At 42.4% G+C, this 22,439-nt stretch carries 20 protein-coding genes; 16 read left to right on the top strand and 4 right to left on the bottom strand.

What is annotated here, in order from left to right:
* Positions 1-897 (bottom strand): helix-turn-helix domain-containing protein, encoded by an 897-nt coding sequence (locus tag GSY63_RS22180; protein ID WP_166588040.1) that lies wholly within the window; start codon positions 895-897, stop codon positions 1-3.
* Positions 898-1,049: 152 nt separating this feature from the next.
* Between GSY63_RS22180 and GSY63_RS22175 the strand changes: the two genes are divergently transcribed.
* The 9 genes from GSY63_RS22175 (at position 1,050) to GSY63_RS22135 (ending at position 10,920) form a co-directional block, all read left to right on the top strand.
* Positions 1,050-1,901, top strand: coding sequence for an aldo/keto reductase (locus tag GSY63_RS22175; RefSeq protein WP_166588039.1), 852 nt, complete (start codon positions 1,050-1,052; stop codon positions 1,899-1,901).
* Positions 1,902-1,918: 17 nt separating this feature from the next.
* Entirely contained in the window at positions 1,919-2,902 is a 984-nt protein-coding gene (locus tag GSY63_RS22170; RefSeq protein ID WP_166588038.1) for an aldo/keto reductase, read from the top strand.
* A 13-nt stretch (positions 2,903-2,915) separates the two neighbouring features.
* Complete coding sequence (locus tag GSY63_RS22165; protein ID WP_166588037.1) at positions 2,916-3,377, top strand: cupin domain-containing protein; 462 nt, start codon at positions 2,916-2,918, stop codon at positions 3,375-3,377.
* Between the two features lie 26 nt (positions 3,378-3,403).
* On the top strand, positions 3,404-3,916 hold the full coding sequence (locus GSY63_RS22160) for a nuclear transport factor 2 family protein (RefSeq protein ID WP_166588036.1): 513 nt from the start codon (positions 3,404-3,406) through the stop codon (positions 3,914-3,916).
* Positions 3,917-3,933: 17 nt separating this feature from the next.
* Positions 3,934-4,608: a flavodoxin gene (locus tag GSY63_RS22155; protein ID WP_243749300.1), complete on the top strand. Its 675-nt coding sequence runs from the start codon at positions 3,934-3,936 to the stop codon at positions 4,606-4,608.
* A 133-nt stretch (positions 4,609-4,741) separates the two neighbouring features.
* A complete protein-coding gene (locus GSY63_RS22150) occupies positions 4,742-5,110 on the top strand; it encodes a hypothetical protein (protein WP_166588035.1) in 369 nt (122 codons plus the stop codon).
* An 83-nt stretch (positions 5,111-5,193) separates the two neighbouring features.
* Positions 5,194-6,582 carry a TolC family protein gene (locus GSY63_RS22145; protein WP_166588034.1) on the top strand — a complete coding sequence of 463 codons (1,389 nt, stop codon included), beginning with the start codon at positions 5,194-5,196 and terminating at the stop codon, positions 6,580-6,582.
* A gap of 5 nt (positions 6,583-6,587) precedes the next feature.
* Positions 6,588-9,830 carry an efflux RND transporter permease subunit gene (locus tag GSY63_RS22140; RefSeq protein ID WP_208094636.1) on the top strand — a complete coding sequence of 1,081 codons (3,243 nt, stop codon included), beginning with the start codon at positions 6,588-6,590 and terminating at the stop codon, positions 9,828-9,830.
* A 7-nt stretch (positions 9,831-9,837) separates the two neighbouring features.
* Positions 9,838-10,920: an efflux RND transporter periplasmic adaptor subunit gene (locus GSY63_RS22135; RefSeq protein ID WP_243749299.1), complete on the top strand. Its 1,083-nt coding sequence runs from the start codon at positions 9,838-9,840 to the stop codon at positions 10,918-10,920.
* 70 nt (positions 10,921-10,990) lie between these two features.
* On the opposite strand, the gene GSY63_RS22130 is transcribed toward GSY63_RS22135, so the two are convergent.
* Positions 10,991-12,229, bottom strand: a complete 1,239-nt coding sequence (locus GSY63_RS22130) for a dicarboxylate/amino acid:cation symporter (protein WP_166588032.1) — start codon at positions 12,227-12,229, stop codon at positions 10,991-10,993.
* Positions 12,230-12,492: 263 nt separating this feature from the next.
* Between GSY63_RS22130 and GSY63_RS22125 the strand changes: the two genes are divergently transcribed.
* Together GSY63_RS22125 and GSY63_RS22120 are read left to right on the top strand one after the other, a co-directional pair.
* Complete coding sequence (locus GSY63_RS22125; protein WP_166588031.1) at positions 12,493-13,008, top strand: DUF2306 domain-containing protein; 516 nt, start codon at positions 12,493-12,495, stop codon at positions 13,006-13,008.
* Between the two features lie 108 nt (positions 13,009-13,116).
* A complete protein-coding gene (locus GSY63_RS22120; RefSeq protein ID WP_208094635.1) occupies positions 13,117-14,175 on the top strand; it encodes a cytochrome-c peroxidase in 1,059 nt (352 codons plus the stop codon).
* A gap of 3 nt (positions 14,176-14,178) precedes the next feature.
* Here the strand turns inward: GSY63_RS22120 and GSY63_RS22115 are convergent, their stop codons facing one another.
* Positions 14,179-14,685: a molybdopterin-dependent oxidoreductase gene (locus GSY63_RS22115; RefSeq protein ID WP_166588029.1), complete on the bottom strand. Its 507-nt coding sequence runs from the start codon at positions 14,683-14,685 to the stop codon at positions 14,179-14,181.
* A 253-nt stretch (positions 14,686-14,938) separates the two neighbouring features.
* Between GSY63_RS22115 and GSY63_RS22110 the strand changes: the two genes are divergently transcribed.
* From GSY63_RS22110 to GSY63_RS22090, 5 genes are all read left to right on the top strand, one after another.
* Positions 14,939-15,868 carry a hypothetical protein gene (locus GSY63_RS22110; RefSeq protein ID WP_166588028.1) on the top strand — a complete coding sequence of 310 codons (930 nt, stop codon included), beginning with the start codon at positions 14,939-14,941 and terminating at the stop codon, positions 15,866-15,868.
* 20 nt (positions 15,869-15,888) lie between these two features.
* On the top strand, positions 15,889-16,599 hold the full coding sequence (locus GSY63_RS22105; RefSeq protein ID WP_166588027.1) for a hypothetical protein: 711 nt from the start codon (positions 15,889-15,891) through the stop codon (positions 16,597-16,599).
* Positions 16,600-16,621: 22 nt separating this feature from the next.
* The gene (locus GSY63_RS22100; protein ID WP_166588026.1) at positions 16,622-17,575 is read left to right on the top strand and encodes a T9SS type B sorting domain-containing protein; all 954 of its coding nucleotides are present in this window, start codon (positions 16,622-16,624) and stop codon (positions 17,573-17,575) included.
* Between the two features lie 9 nt (positions 17,576-17,584).
* On the top strand, positions 17,585-18,607 hold the full coding sequence (locus GSY63_RS22095; protein ID WP_243749298.1) for a PorP/SprF family type IX secretion system membrane protein: 1,023 nt from the start codon (positions 17,585-17,587) through the stop codon (positions 18,605-18,607).
* Between the two features lie 114 nt (positions 18,608-18,721).
* Entirely contained in the window at positions 18,722-19,606 is an 885-nt protein-coding gene (locus GSY63_RS22090; protein WP_166588025.1) for a TIM barrel protein, read from the top strand.
* Between the two features lie 63 nt (positions 19,607-19,669).
* On the opposite strand, the gene GSY63_RS22085 is transcribed toward GSY63_RS22090, so the two are convergent.
* Positions 19,670-22,438 (bottom strand): TonB-dependent receptor, encoded by a 2,769-nt coding sequence (locus GSY63_RS22085; RefSeq protein ID WP_166588024.1) that lies wholly within the window; start codon positions 22,436-22,438, stop codon positions 19,670-19,672.
* Position 22,439 lies beyond the last annotated feature (1 nt).

Genomic DNA, 22,439 nt, shown 5'->3' with positions numbered 1-22,439 from the left:
TTAATTCATCAAGCGATATTCCTGAGGCGTTTTTCCAACCCGTTTTTTAAATAATCTCGAAAAATGCTGTGGATATTTGAATCCCAATTCCAATGCAACCTGGTTAACCGTTTTATCTCCATCAAAGATCTTTTCTTTCGCAAGATCTATCAGTTTAAACTGTATATATTCCTGGGCAGTTTTACCTGTTTCCTTTTTCACAAGGTCCCCGAAATAATTTGCCGATAAATTCAATTCATCGGCACAGTAAGCAACAGAAGGCAACCCTATGGTTTGGGGTTTCCCAGACGAGAAAAAATCGTTCAACAACTTCTCAAACCGTTCTATAACACCTTGTAATACATGGTCTCGGGTGATAAACTGTCGTTCGTAGAAACGAACACTGTAATCTAAAAAAAGCTCAATGTTGGAAACTATCAGGCGTTTACTATGCTTATCTACACCTCTCTCCAATTCGTAATCAATCTTCGAGAAGCAATCCAACACAATATTTCTTTCGCGTTCTGATAGGTGTAAAGCTTCGTTGGACTGATAACCAAAAAAAGAGTATTCATGAATCCGTTTGCCCAAAGATGTGCCATGAATCAAATCAGGATGAAATACAAGCGCATATCCTTTAGGCTGGTAATATTCGTTATTGCTATTGATGCCCGCTACCTGGCCGGGCGCCATTAACACTAAAGTCCCTTCCTGGTAATCATAGGTGTTTCTGCCATACACAAGGTCGCCGCATTTTACCTCCTTTAAAAACACAATATAAAAACCAAAGTACATTTGCGAGCCACGTCTGGGATCCGCTTTAGACAAATCAACCACGCTCACCAAAGGGTGCTTAGTTTCATTATTGTTAAACGCATTGTATTCATTAATACTATTGAAACGGCGCATGCTATCCATAACTCTCTCTTTTAATTCGAATTTACACTATTAATCAATCTGTTGGCAGCAAGGCAGATGAAATCAGTAATAATGGTAGATATATCCGTAATCTATATCCCAATTTTCAGCATTCCAGGTACGAGCTTTGTATTGATCATTAAAAACGAATTATGCAAACAGTGAAGTTAAATAATAGTGTTGAAATGCCGGTGTTAGGATTTGGTGTATTCCAGGTAACCGATTTGGCAGAGTGCGAAAGAAGTGTAGTAGATGCTATTGAAACCGGGTACCGGCTTATTGATACTGCGCAATCTTATATGAATGAAGAAGCCGTGGGCAATGCCATAAAACGCAGCGGCGTAGCGAGGGAAGAACTGTTTATAACCACCAAGCTTTGGATTCAATCCAATGGTTACGACGGAACCAAAAAAGCTTTTGAAACCTCTTTGAAGAAACTGCAGTTGGAATATCTCGATCTATACCTGATTCACCAGCCTTATGGCGATATATACGGCGAATGGCGGGCTATGGAAGAGTTGTACAAAGAAGGGAAGATACGCGCAATTGGTGTCAGCAATTTTCACCCCGACCGATTAACCGACCTTATTACTCATAACGAGATCAAACCGGCCGTTAACCAAGTAGAAACACATCCCTTCCATCAGCAGATTGAAGCCCAGCAATTCATGATTGATAATGACATTCAGATCGAATCGTGGGGGCCTTTTGCCGAGGGTAAGAATGATATGTTTAAAAATGAATTGCTGCAGTCTATCGGCGACAAATATGGCAAATCTATTGCCCAGGTAATATTACGCTGGCTTACACAAAGAGGCGTTGTTGCCATCCCAAAATCAGTCCGTAAAGAACGCATGGCCGAAAACCTAAACAGTCTTGATTTCGAATTAACGACTGAAGAAATGGAAAAGATTAAAACACTGGATACAAACGCCAGTAGTTTCTTTGATCATCGTGACCCGAAAATGGTGAAATGGTTGGGTGAACGACAACTACAAAGTTAATTCTACATACAGGAAACATGGAAAAGAGAACATTGGGAAATAGCGGATTGGAAGTCTCCGCGCTTGGACTCGGCTGCATGGGGCTAAGCTTTGGCTATGGCCCGGCAACGGAAAAACAAGTAGCAATCAACTTAATACGATCGGCTTTTTTGCGAGGTGTAACATTCTTTGATACTGCGGAAGCATACGGTCCTTTTACTAACGAAGAATTATTGGGTGAGGCCTTGGCACCTTTTCGCGACCAGGTGGTTATAGCCACTAAATTTGGTTTTAAAGATGGAAAGCCGCCCCTTGGCATGGACAGTAGCCCGCAGCGTATTCGTGAGGTAGCCGAAGCCGCACTACGACGCCTGCGCACAGATCGTATAGACTTGTTTTATCAGCACCGTGTTGATCCGAACATACCAATAGAAGACGTGGCCGGAACGGTTAACGATTTGATCAATGAGGGGAAAATTAAACACTTTGGTCTTTCAGAAGCTGGCGCAAGTACTATCCGCAAAGCACATGCAGTACAACCGGTTGCGGCGCTGCAAAGTGAATATTCTTTATGGTGGAGAGAGCCGGAGCAAGAAATATTACCCGTGCTTGAAGAGCTTGGCATTGGTTTCGTACCATTCAGTCCGTTGGGTAAAGGTTTTCTAACAGGTGCAATTAATGAGCATACCACATTTGATAAAAGCGATTTCCGAAACACTGTACCCCGTTTCTCTGAAGATAACCGAAAAGCAAATCACGCATTAGTTGATGTACTTGGGCAAATTGCAGCGGAAAAGAACGCAACACCTGCACAGATCGCCTTAAAATGGCTGCTTATGCAAAAGTCGTGGATAGTTCCAATACCAGGCACTACAAAGCTGCACCGCTTGGAAGAAAATATCAGTGCTGCCAATATTAAGCTTTCTGAAAAAGATCTGCAGGCTATCGGTGAAGGCTTATCCAATATCGAAATTCAGGGCCATAGGTATTCAGAACAAGGACAAAAAATGATTAACCGCTAATAAATTAAGAAGTATGAAAAAAATATGGCTGATTACACTCGCATTATCGGCGGGGTTTTCAATCCGGGCAGCAGCCCAGAACACGGCAATTTTTCCCAAAGGTGAAATCTCGACCACAAATAACCACACCGGAACAGTTTGGCTAACTGAATTGAATAAGCCGGACAGCGTTATCGATGTGGCCATAGCAACCGCAACCTTTGCGCCCGGTGCAAAACTAGACTGGCACATTCACCCAGCCGGGCAAATTTTGATGATTACTGATGGTACGGGATATTACCAGGAAAAAGGCAAGCCAATTCAAGTGGTTCATAAAGGAGACGTTATTAAATGCGCTCCTGGAATTGCACATTGGCACGGCGCTTCGCCGCAAAGTTCTTTCACTTATATTGCCGTAAGTACCAATAGCAAGAACAACAAAACCATTTGGCTGCAAAGGCTGACAGATGCCGAGTATAAAATATCCGATAATTAACCAGCTCACAACCTAAAATTAGCATTATGAAAAAAGTATTCATCGGATTATTCTTGCTTATGGTTAGTGTGCAGTTATCAAGGGCTCAAGCTAACTTACCGGGTTCCGCAACCAAAACTCCATCTAAAGAAGAACAGGAATTGCTTGATCTTTCTAAAATAAAATGGGGATTGATGGCCGACAAAAACGTAGATGCGTTAAACGGGCTCTTTGCCGAGAATTGCGTATTTGTGCATATGGGCGGCAGTTGGGGAAAAACGCAGGAACTAAATACCATTAAAGGCGGCTTTATCTGGTATAAGAAAGCAGAGGTTTATGGTGCATCGGTAAATATTTTTGGTAATACCGCCATTCTTTTAAATGATATCGATCTGCTGGCCGTAGTGGGCGGCAATGAAGTTGTGCACGCATTTATGGTAACCGAGGTTTACCTTAAAGAAAACGGGAAATGGAAGATGGGCTCGCTCACTTTCTCAACTTTAATCAGACCCGTTAAGATGAAAACCAATATAGCCCAACCTTTAGAACAGCAGCATTAAAAACCAAGTATTTGATTATGAATCGTCGTAAGCTCTTAAAAAATGGACTGACGCTTGTTGCTGGCTCTTTATTTGCTTCAAGGGTAGGTGCCAAAAGTATAATTGCGCAAGCGGAGGCATTTAAAATGGTGACAAATATAACGCCCGGCAACAACGCGCTTAAAGATGATAACCATAAAATCCTGATCGTATATCTGTCTCGCACCAACAATACTAAAGTTGTTGCACAGCTAATTCAGAAACAGGCCGGTGGGGATTTAGTTGCATTGGAACTTGATAAACCGTATCCGGCAAACTATCAGGCAATTGTTGCGCAGGTATCACAGGAAAATGATTCCGGATTTTTGCCCCCGCTTAAAACAAAGATTGATAACATAGCTCAATATGATAAGATCTTTGTAGGCTTTCCAACCTGGGGCATGCAGCTGCCGCCTCCTATGAAAAGCTTTTTAAAGCAATACGACCTGAACGGGAAAACAGTTATTCCCTTTAATACGAATGCCGGCTATGGAATTGGCAGCACTTTTCAAACTGTGAAGGAAATGTGCCCAAAAAGCATTGTATTAGATGGTTTTAGTACAAAGGGAGGAGTAGAAAGAGATGGGGTGCTTTTTGTAATGGATGGTGAAAAAGAAAAACAGACTGAGGTACAGATTATCACCTGGTTAAACAGAATAAAAATCATAAAATAATAAAATACCCATCGTCATACAACCTGGCGAGAATAGATATGATCTAAATTTCAGAATCCGCAAATAATACGAATTGCAACATTAACGTTACCGACAAAACAATCATTAATTAATTCTCATTTTTGTGTTTGAGATGTCTCAGTTAAAGTTTATAAAATTGGTATTCGTGTTTGCAGCAATGTGTTTCATTGCCAAGCCGTTTATTGGATATCAGGGTATAGCTTTACTACGCAGAAGCAGCGATAGCCTTATATTGGTTAAAGCATTTGCAAAACGTAAACCCGAGTACATGCAGGAAGCCGAGGTAAAAAAAGCTTCTATCCAACAACTGCTTTCAAACCCGCCGGCAACTTTAATGCTGGCTATCTCTGCCTTATTATCGCTGTTATTCCCGTTTATTGCACTCAGCAGAAGAATTACAACGCAATTTATTGATCGCCTTTCCCTTAATAGTTTACAGGATGAGCAAACCTACTTGCTTACCGGTAAATTATCTATTTGATTATCTGCAAAACCATAGGTACTAAGCGTTCTGCATAGGCCTTCTTGATAATCAATTCAATATTTATTTTATTCAAATTCAGTATGTCAGGCTTTAAAAAAGTCGTGGGCATTGTAGTTTGTCTGTTAACAGCAGTACAGCTGCAGGCTCAACAAATACCCCAAACAATCACCCTTAGGCAATTGCTCAATCAGGTTGAGCAAAAGGCGCCAACACTACTTACAGACTCGGCCGCAGTACTTATCAGGCAATCGCAGGCTACAGAAACAAAAAGCAATTGGTTGCCTAATCTTAGATTAAATTACCAGGCAGATATTGGTACAAATAACAATGTTGCAGGGCCGTATTTCGGGTTTGGTATTATCCCCTCAAACTCGCGCGGCGTACGTACCGAAAGTAACACCACTGCCACAGGTGCAAACCTGGGGATAGCGGCGCTTGATTGGGAGATCTACAATTTTGGTAGTTACGGTGCCCAAAATAAGGTGGCACAATCAGATATTAAGGTGGAGCAAAACCAGTTTGCCCAATCCAAATACCAATTGCAAGCCTACGCAATCGGCAATTACCTGCAATTAACACGTTTGCAAGACTACCTTACTATTCAGCAGCGTAACATTAAGCGCAATCAGGAGATTAACCGCTCTATCCGCTCATTAGCCAAGAGTGGTGTAAGACCTGGTGTAGATACCAGTATTGCCGAGGCCGAGCTCTCTAAAGCGAAGCTCAATTATATAGAGCTCAATAATCAGTTGCACCAGGTGCAGTTGAAGCTATCCGCCATCACTGGTTTGCCATATACCTCAATATTACCCGATACTTCGACACAAAATACGCTTATTAATAATGTGATTATTGCCCAGGCAAATGCCGATACTTCAACGCATCCTATAATTAACTATTATAAATCCGTTTACCAGAATAGCCTGCAACGCGAAGATTTAGTGCGTAAGCAATACAACCCTAAAATTATGTTTGAGGCGGCTGCATGGGGCAGAGGGTCGAGCGTGGATGCTAACGATCATTTCGGTAATGTAGGGAGTGGATTTGACTTCGATCGCGGAAACTATCTGGTAGGCCTTGGGATATCGTATAATCTATTCGATCTGCGCCGGAAGCAACTGAAGCTGCGTACGCAAAAGACGGTAACGGATTATGCGCGCAAGAAATTGAGTGAGCAAAAGCAAATGCTTGCCGTTAGCGCAGATCAGGCATCGGTAGAATTGGAAACTGCTCAACAGCGTTTGCAAGAGATACCAAACCAACTTAAAGCTGCCAACGCCGGTTACAGGCAAAAGTTATCATTATACAAAAGTGGGCTTACCGATATCATCGAGCTAAATGCCGCGCTTAACATCCTGTACCGTGCCGAAACTGATTATGCGCAGGCGCGCTACTCGTATTTCAACGCGCTTTTCCAAAAAGCCATTACAGAGAACCAGGTAACCGCTTTACTTAACACTTTAAAATAGAAATTATGTCAATGGTCACGTCTGCATTAAAAAGGCCGATAACTACTGTAGTTATCACCATGAGCCTTTTGATATTTGCAGTGCTTAGTGCAATCAATATACCGATAGATATATTTCCGCAGTTAAATCTGCCTACCATATATGTAATCGAATCTTACGGCGGTATGTCGCCGCAACAAATGGAGGGTTTCTTTTCTACGCGTTTGCAAGATCAGTTTTTGTACGTAAACGGTATTAAAAGCATTACCAGTAAAAATATTCAGGGGCTAACGCTCATTAAGCTTTCTTTTTATGAAAGCACCAATATGGCTGAAGCTTCCGCGCAGGTTGCTTTGCAGGTAAACCGCGCTACGAGCTTCTTTCCGCCCGGAGCATTGCCTCCACAGGTAATCAGGTTCGATGCTTCGTCGTTACCGGTTGGCCAGTTGGTATTCTCGAGCCCTACACGTAGCTTAAAAGACGTTTACGACTTAGCAGCCACCAAAATCAGGCCGATGTTTGCTACTATACCCGGTCTTTCGGCACCTCCGCCTTTTGGTTCCAATGCCCGTTCTATAACGGTCAGTGTCGATCCCGACAAATTGAGGAGCTATAATCTGACGCCAGACGAAGTGGTTGATGCACTATCTAAATTCAACGTTATGTCGCCGTCCGGTAACCTCCGCCTGGATAACACGATGTTTTTGACCACTATGAACTCGTTAATAAAGCAGTCGGACGATTTTGGCAAGATTCCGGTTAAGACGCAGAACGGCGTGCCGATCTTCATTAAAGACATTGCCCGCGTGGCCGATGCGACGGACGTTACAGTGGATTACGCTTTAATCAACGGCAAACGTTCGGTATATATTCCGGTGGTAAAGACAGCCGATGCCTCTACCTGGACAGTGGTACAAACCCTAAAAAGCAAGCTGCCCGAAATGCAGAGCTTATTGCCCGACGATGTGAAAATCGGCTATGAATTTGACCAGTCAATATTCGTGGTTAATGCCGTGAAAAGCTTAATGACTGAGGGTGGCCTCGGGGCATTGCTTACCGGCTTAATGGTATTATTATTTCTGCGCGATTGGCGTAGTAGTTTAATTGTAGTAATAACCATCCCGGTTTCTATACTGATTGGTGTGTTGTTGCTAAGTCTTTTCGGGCAAACCATCAATATCATGACGCTGAGCGGACTGGCGTTGGCTATCGGTATCCTCGTCGACCAGGCAACGGTAACCATAGAAAATATTCACCAGCATTTGGAAATGGGTAAAACCAAGCGACGCGCAATTTATGATGCTTGTGAAGAGATCTCGTTTCCACTATTGTTGATTTTGCTTTGTATACTAGCTGTATTTGCGCCATCATTTATGATGAGCGGCGTACCTAAAGCGATGTTTTTGCCACTGTCGCTGTCTATCGGTCTAACCATGATCGTGTCTTACATCCTGGCGCAAACAGTAGTTCCAATATTAAGTAACTGGCTTATTAAAGCCGAACGTTATCAGCACTATCACCATGGCGAAGTACATGCTCACGCAGGCGAGTCGTTAAATGATATTGAAGAAAAGCAGGTTAGCGATCACCTGAAACATGAACAAAACGAACCCGAACAAAATGACTTTTTTGAAAAGGTGAAGCTTCGTTTTATGAATATATTACAACGATGGATGCCTAATAAACGGATAATTGTACCGGTCTATTTAGTATTGGTAATTGTGCTTGCCGGAACATGTTTCGTTTTTATTGGTAAAGATATGATGCCGAAGATCAATAATGGGCAGTTTCAAATTCGCATTAAAGAACCAGATGGTACACGTTTAGAGCGTACCGAAGATGCGTTTAAACAAGTATTGAAAGTTATTGATGAAACGGTAGATCACCATGTAGAAATTACCTCGGGCTATGTTGGTTTGATACCAAGCAGCTATGGCACCAGTAACTTGTACATTTTTAACACGGGTACGCAAGAGGCGGTTTTACAAGTAAACCTCGACGAAAAGTACAAAGTGAATATGGATGAGCTAAAAGATGCGCTACGCAAGAATATCCATTATAAATTGCCCGAATTGCAGATCACTTTTGAGCCGATTGACATGACCGAGAAAATCATGAGTCAGGGAGCATCCTCGCCAATAGAAGTACAAGTGGCCGGAAAGGACATGAAGCAAATTGAAGGTTATGCGAATAAAGTAGTGGCGAAATTAAAGGGTATTAAATACCTGCGCGATGTTCAAATTCAACAGCCGCTTAAATTTCCGGTGGTATCTATCACAATAGACAGATTGAAAGCTGCTCAACTAGGTTTAAATGTGAAAGATATAGCCCGCTCCGTTACCGCCAGTACATCATCAAGCCGTTTTACGGATAAAAATTTATGGCTGGATGAAAAAGGTGCTTACACTTATCAGGTACAAGTACAGGTGCCGGAGTATGTGATGAATAATATGGATCAGCTTAAAGAGATCCCCTTGGTAAAAGGACAAAGTAGTCCGGTACTTGGCGACATTGCCGAATTTAAAACAACGTATGTTCCGGGTGAATACGATAGGGCAGGCCCACGTAGATTCTTAACCGTAAGCGCTAACATCTACAAACAGGATTTAGGCAAGGCCACCAGCGACGTGCAAAAGGCAGTAAACTCGTTAGGTACACCGCCAAAGGGCTTGCTGGCAACACTTGGTGGCATGTCGACTCTATTGACGGAAACGCTAAGTAGTTTACAGAATGGTTTATTGCTGGCAATCCTGGTGATTTTCCTATTGTTGGCAGCTAATTATCAATCTTTCAAAGTATCATTAACCGTACTATCAACGGTGCCTGCGGTAATTTTAGGTTCATTAACAGCATTGTTGTTGACAGGCTCGACACTGAATCTCCAATCTTATATGGGGATGATAATGTCTACCGGGGTTTCGGTAGCTAACGCGATACTGATTGTTACCAATGCAGAAAGCCTTCGTTTGGATTATCGCAACGCCACGCGTGCTGCTGTAACCAGTGCATCAATACGTTTAAGACCAATTCTAATGACCAGTTTGGCTATGATTGCGGGCATGATCCCAATGGCATCTGGAATGGGAGAGGCAGGCGAACAGTCTGCCCCGCTGGGCCGTGCAGTTATCGGTGGCTTGTTTGCTTCTACGTTAGCCGCTCTATTTATTTTACCATTGGTATTTGCCTGGGTGCAGGATAAAACAACTTACACCTCACTAGCACTAATGCCGGAAGATGAAACTTTAACCGAAGAACCTATTAATGCTTAACATCATCATGAAATACAATAAATTATTCGCGGTTGCTATTGTTAGCACCATTTTATATGCCTGCTCAGGCAATCAAAAGCCGGTTGATATGACTGGCGAGAGCAAGAAAGAATCAAATAAAAACGAAATTGGCACGGTGACAGAAAAGGCCTTATCAACAGCGGCACGTTTACCCGGTCAGTTGAAGCCCTTTAATGAGGTTAACTTATTTCCAAAGGTAAATGGTTTTGTGAAGCAGCTTTTTGTAGACAGGGGGTCGATTGTGAAGAAAGGAGAGTTGTTGCTCACGCTCGAAGCGCCAGAGATGGAATCGCAATACCAATCCGCCAACTCACGTTATCTGCAGGCGCAGGAAACCGCACTTGCAAGCAAAGAAAAGTATCAACGCCTTAAAGAAGCAGCGCGCGAACCAGGGTCAGTATCACCGCTAGAGCTGGATAATGCTTTGGCCAGAATGAAGGCGGATGACGCGATAGCAAATTCGGAGCGGTCTAATGTATCATCGGTGCGTACTATGCAGGGATACCTAAATATCTACGCACCTTTTGATGGCATGATTGTGCAGCGTAATGTATCCCCGGGCGCCTTAGTAGCACCTGGCAAGGCCACAGATCAGCCGATGTTGGTATTACAAGATATTCGTAAGATGCGTTTGGAGGTTTATATTCCTGAGGACTACGTGGACAAAGTGGACCTGAATAAACCGGTTACTTTCGTATTTAACGCTATGCCGGGTGACGAACATACAGCCAGGATCAGCCGCTCGGCCAATGCTTTGGGAAGCATGCGTTCGGAAGCAATCGAAATAGATGTTGATAACGCTAAACAGTATTTGAAACCTGGTATGTACGCCGAAGTAAAGATTCCGATGCGCTCGGGTGCTAAATCTTTACTGGTGCCTAACAATTCCATTGTGCGCTCGACGGAGCAGGAATATGTGGTGGCCGTGCGAGATGGCAAGGCTGTTACAATTACGGTGAAAGAAGGCTTAGCCAGTCACGATTCGACAGAGGTTTTTGGTAGCCTGAAAGCCGACGACCATATCCTGTTACACGCCAGCGACGAGATAAAAACCGGAGATAAATTATAAAAGAGTCCACAACAAAAATAGCCGCTCAACTTTTAAGTTGCGCGGCTATTTTTGTTGTGGCTAATGGAAATCATTCCTCCAAATTTAATTCTCTTGCCTTTAGCCAGTTTTTACCTTCTACAAAGCGGTTAACCAACATAGCCGCGACAGTATCGCCGGTGGCATTAAGTAACGTTGCAACAGGATCAATCAGCGTACCAATGATAATTGCCGGCGGTAAAGCTTCAGGTGGAAAACCGTAAGCTGATATAAAAAGCATTTCGCCTACGTATCCACCGTTAGGTATACCGCCTTCCACCATGCTCACCAAAACCGTCATAGCCAACGCAATTCCAATTGCCTCGGGGCTGTTAAAACTTTTGCCAAACATGGCAAATACAACGGCCATTTTTAAGATAGAAGATACGCTCGAACCGTCCTTATGCAGTGTACCACCTAATGGAATAGTAATGCCTGCAATAACATCAGAAATACCCATTTTCTTCGCAGCATCTAAATTGGCTGGGATAGTGGCAATACTGCTGCAAGTACCAACGGCCGTGGCAGATGGTATAATGTTATTTTTCCAATACTTTCTAATGCCGGTTATGCCGCCGGCAATAAAGGCATAAAGTGTATAAAATACAGCGTAATAAAATAAACTCACCCCATAACCAATACCCAGGGTATGCGCATATGTGCCAAATAACGATGGGCCAAATACGGCTACCTGGTAAGCAAAATAAGCGCCCAAGCCAATAGGAGCCGGTTTCATGATAATCACAAAAACTTTCTTAAAAACCTCGTTACCCGAGTTTAAAAACTGGCGAAAAGGTTTACCGTCTTCCCCCGCGTGTAATGTACCAAACCCAACCAGTATGGCAAATATGATCATAGCAAGCATGTTTTTGCGGGAGAGGAGCTGGTAGAACTCGCCGGTAGTAAAGATCTGGGTGATTTGGTCGCCCGTTAATTTTTGCTTGTTGGCATCTACGTTCATTATTTCGGAGCCAACATGTTGGTTGATAGGAAATAACCAGAAGGAAACGATGGTTAGCAGTGCAGCAACAATTACAGTCCCCACAAATACAGCCGCCATAATACCCATAATCCGTGATAGCTTTTGTGCGCCGTGTAGGTTGGCAATGGCCGAGGATATAGCAAAGAATACCAATGGAATTACAGCTACAAAAAGCAGATTTAAAAATATATCGCCTACGGGTTTTAATATCTCAGCTTGTTTACCAAATATTACCCCGGCTACGCTTCCTGTTACAATACCGGCTATAAGCCAAAACATTCCGCTATAATTTTTAACCCAATTACTCATTGATATTCTTTTGTTATACTGTTTAGCTGTAATCGGTAAATATATCAGATAATTGGATTAGTTACTTACAGCCTGCTACTTTCATCTGCTTCTGTCACTAAATTGATATTTCGGACTGATTCCGTACGATGTGACGATATATCGTTAGTTATAATTTCTGAAAACTATATAATATGCTCATTACTAAATATTTATATTTATGGTACATTGCTTGTAATACATGCTATACTCGAAAACCAAATTCATCACTAAAACTTACAACCATGCCAAATCATCTTTCTATCTTAGGTATTATCCATACCATTATTAGCATCCTCGCTATCATCGCAGCTTTTGTTGCCCTGGCCAAATATGGCACTATCGACCCTAAGGCTACATGGGGTAAATATTATGTTTGGTTAACTGTGTTAACATGTGTTACCGGTTTCCCGATAATGCGCACCGGGCATTTTGGCCCTGCGCATGCACTTACTATAATTGTGCTGCTATTATTGCCAATAGGAGTTTATGCTAAATCGATAAAATTCTTCGGCAAAAAGGCCATTTATGTACAGGTAATCATTATGTCATTTACCTTATTTCTATCTTTCGTACCGGCAGTTAATGAATCATTTACACGTTTACCGATCTCGCATCCGTTGGCAGCGAGCCAAGATGATCCTTTGGTAAAAATGGGAATGATGGTTGCATTTGTACTTTTCTTAGCAGGAGTAATTTATCAGGTTATTGTATTACGCACTCGCCGCAAAATGCTTTCAAACATTCAGGAAGTAAACTAAAGATCGTAAACAAAAACTCTTCTAAGCCCGGCTGCTCAGTTAGCCGGGCTTTTTACTTTGGGTTGTTTGGTATAAATCAATATGTTTACGTTTGATATGTGATACCCAATGCAAGTGAGCGCTAAATTCTTAATTTTCTTTATCCCTATCGGTTGCATTATCGCACTTACAGCATTTCAGTATGCACCTAAAGTCTCGCGTTCAAATTTAGCCGATTCCATAAGCTTTAAACAGCCGTCAAATTTCCCTGTGCCGGCTTACGATCTCAAGCATAATCCTATTACAACCAAAGGTTTCCTTTTAGGCAAAGCGTTGTTCTACGATCCCAGTTTGTCTGCAGATGGTACGGTAGCATGTGGTAATTGCCACCAGGCGTCGGCAGCTTTTGCCAATCTAGGCAGTGCGGTAAGCAAAGGGATAAAGGGGTGTAAAGGCAGTCGTAATGCGCCGCCCTTATTTAACCTCGCCTGGCAAAAAGAGTATATGTGGGATGGCCGCATCAATGCCATGCAACTGGTTCCGGTAAATGCTTTAACCAATCCCTGCGAAATGGGGAATAGCATTGATAAGTTGCTTTTAAACTTACAGAAGGATAATTCTTACCCATCTCGTTTTAAAGAAGTATTTGGTAGCTCTAAGATCACGCAGCAGATGGTGCTCGATGCCTTGTCTCAATTCACGGCCATGCTCATTTCCGCCAATTCGAAATACGATAGATACATGCGACATGAAGCAGGGGCAAGCTTCACCTTAAACGAAGAAGCGGGTTACGAGTTCTTTAAGCAAAAATGCGCTTCGTGCCATACGGAGCCGTTATTTACTGACCTCAGCTATCGAAACAATGGACTCGAAGAAACTTCAATAGATATTGGCCGGGATAGTCTTACCCATCAACGCAGCGACAACGGTAAGTTTAGAGTACCAACGTTGCGAAATATAGAAATAACTGGCCCATACATGCACGATGGGCGATTTTACTCCTTAAAAGAAGTGTTACAGCATTATAATGCCGGCATGAAGAAACATGCTAATCTGGATAAAGTGTTTACTCAAAACCAACAGCCAGGAATCGCTATTTCCGCCACAGAGCAAACGCAAATCATCGCCTTTCTAAAAACACTTACCGACGTAGATTTTATCAACGACCGTCGTTTTAACAATCATTAAAATTTAAGGTTTCTTTGCCGTCAGCACATCTATTGCTACTACGCGCATGGCGCTGCGAGCGGGCTTTTTATCACCCGGCACAATTAATCTATAGGGGCCAAAATTTGCAGCAAGATCTTCTCCATCTTCTTTGTTGGCTAAGATGATCACCTTGTCTGTAAAAGCAGGATCTATCTCGGGAAGGGCAATTACTACCTGATAGCCATCAGCGGCAGAAATTAGAGCATATTTGGTTAATGATTTCCCGCGAAGTTGTTTGTTAGGTATGGCTTCAGCTTTGGTTAAGATATCGTATAACGAAATACCAGTATACTCGTGCTCGCGGCCATCGTTCGCAGTAACTTTTACGCTCACCTGTTTCAGGGTGGCAAATGTTGCAGCGTCTAATTTATAAGGTTGTGCTACGTCGCCTCCTATGGCAACTTCTGCGGTTTGCGCATAAACTTGTACACTAAATAAGCCGGTTAAAGCCAGGGCGAGAGCAAATGTAGCGATCTTGATGTTTTTCATATCAGGTGTAATTTATGAATACTAAATGACAACATGAAGCATTAACCTGCATTCTGGAAATACTGTAAGGATCGCCAAAGGTAATTTTCAGGCTAATTTGCTTATCTGTAAAATCAGGATGTTTAAATTTCGTTACATAGCATCCACATTCTCTATAGGTTTAAAAATTTCCTAAAAGTACTAAACTTCTAATGTGCTTTATACGTAACAAGGCCTGTATTTGCTATTGACGATTATACGTATAAACGACCCCATGCGAGCGGCTTACTTAAAATGCCATTCATATTTAAACATAGTATGTGTTGCTGTGCTTTTTTTCGGCGCGCCGACGTTTATGCCGCACGCTTATTATCACGTTATAGGTTTTAATGCATCTACAAGATTAGCCTATTATAAGTATGCAGCAGTATATACTCCAGCACATTGCGGTGAGACCTTACCCCAAAATACATGCACTTTCCCCGCTACGTTAACAGCTGATCCAGATGCACCTTACTGGCTTTGGAACACAGGTGAAACAACTCAGTCTATATCAGTTTCATCACCGGGTATTTACTCCTGGCAAACCGCTAATATGCACGATGATGTAGTAGTAGATGGTTCATTTACAGGATTCAATGCTGCCAATCCCGCGTTTATTAGCGACTACGTTTACAAAATACCTGCCGGAAGTGGCACTTTATATCCTGAAGGTGCATATACCGTAGGAACAAATCCTAATGCAGTTCATGATCAATTCACATCCCTCGCTGACCATACCAATAATACTACGGATGATCGTAACATGATGATCGTAAATGGTGCTGATGTTAAAAACAAAATTATTTGGTCTGAAAAGAATCTTGTAGTAAAGCCTAATACAACCTATATATTTTCCGTTTGGTGTACATCTGTGAGTAGTGCAAGTATTAATAATCCTGCTCAGTTACTTTTTTCTATTAATAATGTCTTGCAAAATCAAACTCCTATTTCTCCAACGACAACCCTAGGGCAGTGGATAAATTTTACGACTACCTGGCAATCCAAATCCAATACCAAAGTAACTATCAGCATCGTCAACCAGAATATTACCGGCGGAGGAAACGATTTCGCACTGGATGACATCATTTTTGCCCCATTGTGTACAACCTACATCAACCTTACAAATACAGTTCCACCAACACCAACAATAACACCACGATAAAAATTTTAAAACAACAAAGAATGAAAAAACACTTTACACTCTTAAATTTAGCAATTACAGTGCTGCTATCATCAGCGTCATTAATTGCATCGGCGGCTGTAGTTACAGTTACCGGACCAAGTAAAGATGCTTTAACTACACCTCCAGCGCAAGCCTCTGATGTTAGTAAAGTATATTGCTACGGTTCAAAAATAATTTTAACCGGTCCAACAGATGTTACCGGCAATAAATACGAATGGTATAAAATTGACAACACGGGTACAAAGCAATTAGTTAAAGAAGGTATTAATGGTGATAATGGCTTCGAAGACCAATCGACGGATGCCGGCTATTATGATTATCAGTTAGTTGTAATAAATGCAGCCGGTTGTTCTTCTGCTATTAGCAACATACAAAAAGTATATGTATTGCCAGATTTAAGTTTAAGTTTAAATACAGCTGGCCCGATCTGTTCAAGCAGCCAAACCACGGTTACTTTAGCGTTACAGTCACCGCTCCCTTCAGGTTATACCTATAACTATCAATGGTACAGAAATGGCACTGCAATCACCACCACGCAAGGCACTCAACCAACTTACGATGTAGCGGAGAATACCGCAACAAGCGGAACGCCAATTTTATATAAACTACGAGTAACATTTGTGTTGAGTACTGGCTGTTACAAAGAGTCTGCTGATTCGCAGATTACTGTGGTAAATCCACCGGCAACGCCGACAATTAGCTTTAACTAAGCTGTAACCCTGTTCCACCTATTTGAAACCAGGGTTTAACATATCTTTTTTACGCCTGCTATCGCTTTTTGTGGTAGCAGGCTTTGTGCTGCTTAATAGCCAAGCCTCGGCACAAACTAAGGTATTTACGCTGACACCTGGTAAATCTGTGACTATACATGGCGAAGCACCCGGAGCGTCTGGCTACCAATGGTATAAAGATGGGCATACTATTACCGGCGCTAATGCACCTAACTATAAGGCAACCGAGGCCGGTAAGTATAAAGTAGAGGCATTAAACGCGGTAGCTTGTCCATCGTCTGCCTCCGAAGAAGTACAGGTACTAACAGAACCTGCACCAATCGATATGGCTATCGTCAAGAAGTCGGAAGATAAAATAGTGACTATCGGAGCGCCTTATGCCTATAAATTAACGGTGAAAAATAATAGTAATTACGCTTCGAGCAATGTAATGGTTACCGATACACTGCCAAAAGGACTCGAGTTTTTATCAGTAGTGAGTTGGGATAAAGGCATACCCAATTATAACAACGATACCAGGATACTAAGCTGGAGTATAAGCAGTTTCGCCGCTAATGATATGGCCGAACTTACCTTTATGACGAAGGCGCGCCAAAAGGGAATTGTGATAAACAAGGCCAAGGTTACGGCAGCCGAAATAGACCCCAACTTAGCCAATAACCTATCAACCGATACCAAAGAGATTAAAGGCCTCGATATCCCCAACGTATTTACACCAAATGGAGATGGTAAAAACGACGAGTTTGTGATACCTGATCTATCGAATTTCCCTGAAAACGAGATAGTAATTGTTAACCGCTGGGGCAATGCCGTGTATCAGAAGAAGGGCTATCATAACGACTGGACAGGCGAGGGGCTCAATGAAGGTACGTATTTCTATGTGCTTAAAGTGAAAAATGTGTCAGGCGAGTGGGATAGTTATCAGGGATATGTAACACTGCTAAGATCTAAGTAAGACATAGAAATGGCTGGAAGAAAAAATAACATAAGGTTTAAAAGATGGAAGCTGTTGGCGACAATCTTAATGGGTGCATTTTGTCTGTTTACAACATTTACCGCCAAAGCCCAGCAAGATGCGCAGTTTAGTCAGTATGTATTTAATGGCCTGTATATCAACCCTGCCTACGCTGGTTATAAGCAAGATGTTTATCTGAGTGGCTTTTATCGTTCGCAGTGGACTGGTCTCGATGGTGCCCCTCAAACATTTTCGCTGGCCGCTGATGCCGCAGTTGCCGATGAAAGGGTTGGCTTGGGTTTGATGATATCGCAAGATCGGATAGGTGCCCAAAGTAGTTTAGCAGTTTATGGCAACTACGCTTACAAAATACAGATTGGTGATAACGAGAGTAGTAAACTAAGCTTCGGTTTAGGAGCAGGCTTTATACAGAATGGGTTAGATGGCTCGAAACTTCATGCCGGGCAACCGGGCGATGAATACGTGCCCGTAGGCAGCCAGAGCTTTATCTTACCCGATGCACGCTTAGGAGTTTTATACACTAATAACGATTGGTTTGCCGGCTTTTCTGCTGATAATATGGTGGCTCACTTTGCCAAAGGTTTAAAATCTACAACCATATCGGTGCCGGTGCCGCAACCACATTATTATTTAACCGCCGGTGCAATGATCCCCCTCGACGAGGGCGTTAAGTTAAAACCATCATTTTTAATAAAAGACGATAGGGCAGGCCCAACCAGCCTGGATCTGAATTTATTTATGCTGCTGGGCGAGCGTATTTGGATTGGTAGCACTTATCGCACTGCTATACCAAGTTGGGATAAATCGAATTTACAGCAATCATTGCAAAAGGCCAATGCGGTGGTGGGTATGATAGAGTTTTTTGCTACCGAGAAATTAAGGATAGGGTATGCCTTCGATTATTCGCTAACAGCCTTAAGCAACTACAGCTATGGTTCTCACGAGTTATCTATAGGTATTTATCTCAGGCACGGGCGCGAGCGTTCTAACTTTAACAGATGCTATTTTTAAAAGCACCATTTATAATTAGCACAATCTTTTTACAATGTTAAACCAATTTAAACTTCTGAAGTCTTTGGTAAATAAATTAATGTGTTAATTTTACACAATAAACCAACCAAAATTATGACTTCAAGACGTTCATTTCTAAAAACAACGGCTATGCTATCGGCGGGTCTATTAGCGGCACCGCACTTATTTGCTTACGATAAAAAATACATTGGCCTGCAATTGTATACCGTAAGAGATTACATGCAAGCCGACCCGGCTGCTACGCTTGCTAAAGTTGCCCAGATAGGATTTACATCATTAGAAGGTGCAACCTACACCGGAAGCGAGAAGTTTTATGGCATGGATGCTAAAACATTCGGTGCGCTGTTAAAACAAAACGGACTGATAATGCCAAGCAGCCACTACCGTTTAGGCGAAGAAAAAACTAACGGAGCAGATACGCAAGGTACTTTGTTACACGATTGGGACCGCGCGGTTGATGATGCAGCAGAACTAGGTATTAAATATATGGTTTGCGCTTATCTTTCTGAGCCAGAACGTGGCGGCCTTGATCATTACAAGCAAATTGCCGAGACTTTTAACAAGGCAGGCGAGCGTTGTAAAAAAGCAGGCATCCAATTGGCTTACCATAATCACGATTTTGAATTTGTGCAGCAAAACGGCAAATTCCCATACGAGATCTTGCTAAACGAAACCGACAAGAACCTGGTAAAAATGGAAATGGACCTTTACTGGGTTACCAAAGCCAACCAAGATCCTATTGCTTTAATCAATGAGCATCCGGGACGTTTCCCGCTATGGCATGTGAAAGATTTGGACAAAACACCTCAGCGTATGTTTACCGAAGTTGGTAATGGTATCATCGACTTTAAAAAGATATTTGCACATGCTGATAAAGCAGGCCTGAAGTATTTCTTCGTCGAGCAGGATAAATGCCCTGGCGATCCTTATGCCAGCATCATTCAAAGTATTACTTATATCAAAAAGAACCTGGTGTAATTTTATACCATATAGATATAAAAGCCGCTTATCTCCCAAAGGGTAGGCGGCTTTTCTTTTAGCTTAGAATCCGCTTCTCCGTCCGCCGCCTCCGCTGCGTCTGCCTTCGCCTCTCGGCCCCTGACCTTTACCGCCCACGAATCTTTGTAATCGCATAGTAAACGAAAGCAGGAAATAACGCCCTAATCGGTTGGTACGGGTATCGATAATCTTGTTGCCGCTTACGGTGCGGGTTATGCCTGTGTTTTGGTCGAACAAATCAAACGCCTGGAACCGGAGCGAGGCTATGTGCTTTTTCATAAACTGATATTCTACATAAGTGCTTAGCAAGGTAGGATTTGATTTTACAGTGCTGCTAAAACCGTGATTGATTGTTTGGGTGAGGTTATAACCCAAAATCAAATCATAGAAGAAAAAATTGCGCCCGTCTAAACCAAGCGTCCATGTTTTAGCATCGCCATTGACAGTTGATGGGATACTGTATTTAGTAGTATTTACACTATAGTTTGCGCTAATTTCGCTATCCATAATGCTGTCCAGATCAACCCTGAACTTGGCGCCCTGGTTCCAGACTAAGTTTTTGGCAAGGTCGCGTTCGCCTTCAATAAAGTTGATGTTATTGCTGTAGCTGGCGCCGCCGTTAATGGTTACGGTGTATTTCCGCTCGGCAAAAGGTTTCGTGAAAGCGTAGTTGCCATTTACGGAGTAGAACCCATTGGTGTTTAAATAATGGGTTTCCTGTATGGTGCTGTCTTTAGTGTTGCCGGGGTTTAGTTGACTATTTAACACGGGTTGCGTATTGGTCACTATTTTATTCTGTGTTTCATTGAAGCTCAGGTTGGTAAACAGCGAGTTACCACTCTTTATATCAAACTGATTATAACGCATGGTAATAGTATTACTAAACTCCGGTTTCAAGTTAGGGTTGCCATAAACTATATTCTGCGGATTAGAGTAGTCAGGCTGCATTTGTAGCTGCGCAAAGCTGGGCATATTATTGGTGCCACTGTAGTTGAAGTTAAAAGTATGGTTCTTAGCAAAATTGTACACGAAATGAGCGGTAGAAACCAAATTAAATGTATGGGTTGAGGTCTCGAAATTATGTGATTCGCCATTTAACGAAGTCGGTTTTGCCACCAAACCGATGGTATAATTATACTTAGGTTTTACGCCACGAATGTTTAAGCCGAAGCTATTGGTAATAAACTGATAGTTATATAATGTGCTTAGCGAGTCGATATAAGTGGGAGTACCTGTAACCGGGTTCAGGCGGTAGTTCAATCGATTGTTGTCTGTATTTGTGAAACTATAAGTATAATTGGCTTCCAGATAAGTGCTTTTGGCTATGGGTTCGATGTAAGACGCATGGGCATTTATTTTCTGCGAACTGTTATCGGTGTTGATCTGCTGATGAAGGGGAACAATAACCGAATGTGTTTGGGTATTATATTGATCATCCAGGTCCGACGAGCTTTTTGAGAAACTGGCGCTGCCAGATATACTAAAGTTGCGTCCCTTTTTTTTAAATTTATGATTGAACAAAACATTAGCTCCGCCGGTAGGAGAGTTAGCATTGGTTACACTATATTCGGTGCCGCTAGTTACCGTACTTAGCCTGCTATTCATAAACCTATCCATATTCTCGTCGTTGGTTGAAGTGTAGGAGAAGTTCGGGTTTATCTTTAAGTAATTGGCTGTATCTATCTTATATTCAATATTAAAATCAAAACGATGGTTAATGTTATGGTTCTTATCGAGCGTGCTATCGCTGTTGAGTATCGACCCTGATTGAAACAGATTTTGTTGCAGGGAATTGCTTTCGGTTGTCTTGTTCCGATCAGCAAAACTATAGCTGCCATAAGCAGTTATTTTCTTGCCCCAGGCGTCACGGTAGTTAAAGCCTAACGATTTATTTACTGTTATACCGTTGGCGGTGCTGGTTTGGTTACCACCACCACTTTGCCCTCCGCGTCCGCCCCCGCCACTTCCTCCACCAAAATTAAAGGCGTTAGTATTATTGTTGTTTACCGTTCCTAATAACGACAGTTGGGTATCTTCTTTAAATGCATTTGCAGACAAGCGGGCAACATATCGGTCATCATTACCCGCACCGACAGAGCCTTGCCCGAATTTGCCCACACGTTTTCCCTTTTGTATAGTAATGTTCAGGATCTTGTCGGGGTCGCCGGTTTTAATACCGGTTAAGTTGGCCTGGTCGCCGTAATCGTCAATTACCTGGATGTTGTCGACAATATCAGCGGGTAAGTTTTGCGTGGCGGTTTGCACATCACCGGTAAAATAATCTTTACCATTAACCCGTACTTTGGTTACCTGCTTGCCGTGTGCTGTTACATTGCCGTCTTTATCAACGGTAACGCCCGGCAGCTTTTTCAATAGATCTTCTACCGGCGAACCTTCACGTACTTTATAGGCACTAGCCTTGTATTCAACGGTATCTTCTTTAATAGTAATCGGGTTAACGGCTGTAATATTCACCGTCTTCAGCATTTTACTTTCGATAGATAGTTTGATGGGCGCTAGGACAACCGGCCTTGTGTCACTATCCATCACATAACGACGAATAAATGTTTGATAACCTAGGCCATAAACCGTGAGTTTGAAATTCTTACCGATAACGGTAGGAAAAGCAAATGCTCCTTTTGCAGACGTTGCAACAATGATGCTATCCTTATCGGATATCAACTTAACGTTTACACCCGGAACAAAACCGGCAGAATCAATCACTGTACCAGTTACTACACGGGTTTGCTGCGCTGATGCACGACCGATGAAAAGCACGGTTAGAACAAGGAATAGTAGAATTCTGGTCATT

The organism is Mucilaginibacter agri, assembly GCF_009928685.1.
Lineage (GTDB): Bacteria > Bacteroidota > Bacteroidia > Sphingobacteriales > Sphingobacteriaceae > Mucilaginibacter > Mucilaginibacter agri.
Note: the sequence above shows the minus strand (reverse complement) of the source record. Positions and strands in the feature narration are given on the sequence as shown.

Bases quoted from the DNA above. Each gene is read 5' to 3' on its own strand.
- GSY63_RS22180 (WP_166588040.1), bottom strand. From the start codon at position 897: ATGGATAGCATGCGCCGTTTCAATAGTATTAATGAATACAATGCGTTT.
- GSY63_RS22175 (WP_166588039.1), top strand. From the start codon at position 1,050: ATGCAAACAGTGAAGTTAAATAATAGTGTTGAAATGCCGGTGTTAGGA.
- GSY63_RS22170 (WP_166588038.1), top strand. From the start codon at position 1,919: ATGGAAAAGAGAACATTGGGAAATAGCGGATTGGAAGTCTCCGCGCTT.
- GSY63_RS22165 (WP_166588037.1), top strand. From the start codon at position 2,916: ATGAAAAAAATATGGCTGATTACACTCGCATTATCGGCGGGGTTTTCA.
- GSY63_RS22160 (WP_166588036.1), top strand. From the start codon at position 3,404: ATGAAAAAAGTATTCATCGGATTATTCTTGCTTATGGTTAGTGTGCAG.
- GSY63_RS22155 (WP_243749300.1), top strand. From the start codon at position 3,934: ATGAATCGTCGTAAGCTCTTAAAAAATGGACTGACGCTTGTTGCTGGC.
- GSY63_RS22150 (WP_166588035.1), top strand. From the start codon at position 4,742: ATGTCTCAGTTAAAGTTTATAAAATTGGTATTCGTGTTTGCAGCAATG.
- GSY63_RS22145 (WP_166588034.1), top strand. From the start codon at position 5,194: ATGTCAGGCTTTAAAAAAGTCGTGGGCATTGTAGTTTGTCTGTTAACA.
- GSY63_RS22140 (WP_208094636.1), top strand. From the start codon at position 6,588: ATGTCAATGGTCACGTCTGCATTAAAAAGGCCGATAACTACTGTAGTT.
- GSY63_RS22135 (WP_243749299.1), top strand. From the start codon at position 9,838: ATGAAATACAATAAATTATTCGCGGTTGCTATTGTTAGCACCATTTTA.
- GSY63_RS22130 (WP_166588032.1), bottom strand. From the start codon at position 12,229: ATGAGTAATTGGGTTAAAAATTATAGCGGAATGTTTTGGCTTATAGCC.
- GSY63_RS22125 (WP_166588031.1), top strand. From the start codon at position 12,493: ATGCCAAATCATCTTTCTATCTTAGGTATTATCCATACCATTATTAGC.
- GSY63_RS22120 (WP_208094635.1), top strand. From the start codon at position 13,117: ATGCAAGTGAGCGCTAAATTCTTAATTTTCTTTATCCCTATCGGTTGC.
- GSY63_RS22115 (WP_166588029.1), bottom strand. From the start codon at position 14,685: ATGAAAAACATCAAGATCGCTACATTTGCTCTCGCCCTGGCTTTAACC.
- GSY63_RS22110 (WP_166588028.1), top strand. From the start codon at position 14,939: ATGCGAGCGGCTTACTTAAAATGCCATTCATATTTAAACATAGTATGT.
- GSY63_RS22105 (WP_166588027.1), top strand. From the start codon at position 15,889: ATGAAAAAACACTTTACACTCTTAAATTTAGCAATTACAGTGCTGCTA.
- GSY63_RS22095 (WP_243749298.1), top strand. From the start codon at position 17,585: ATGGCTGGAAGAAAAAATAACATAAGGTTTAAAAGATGGAAGCTGTTG.
- GSY63_RS22090 (WP_166588025.1), top strand. From the start codon at position 18,722: ATGACTTCAAGACGTTCATTTCTAAAAACAACGGCTATGCTATCGGCG.
- GSY63_RS22085 (WP_166588024.1), bottom strand. From the start codon at position 22,438: ATGACCAGAATTCTACTATTCCTTGTTCTAACCGTGCTTTTCATCGGT.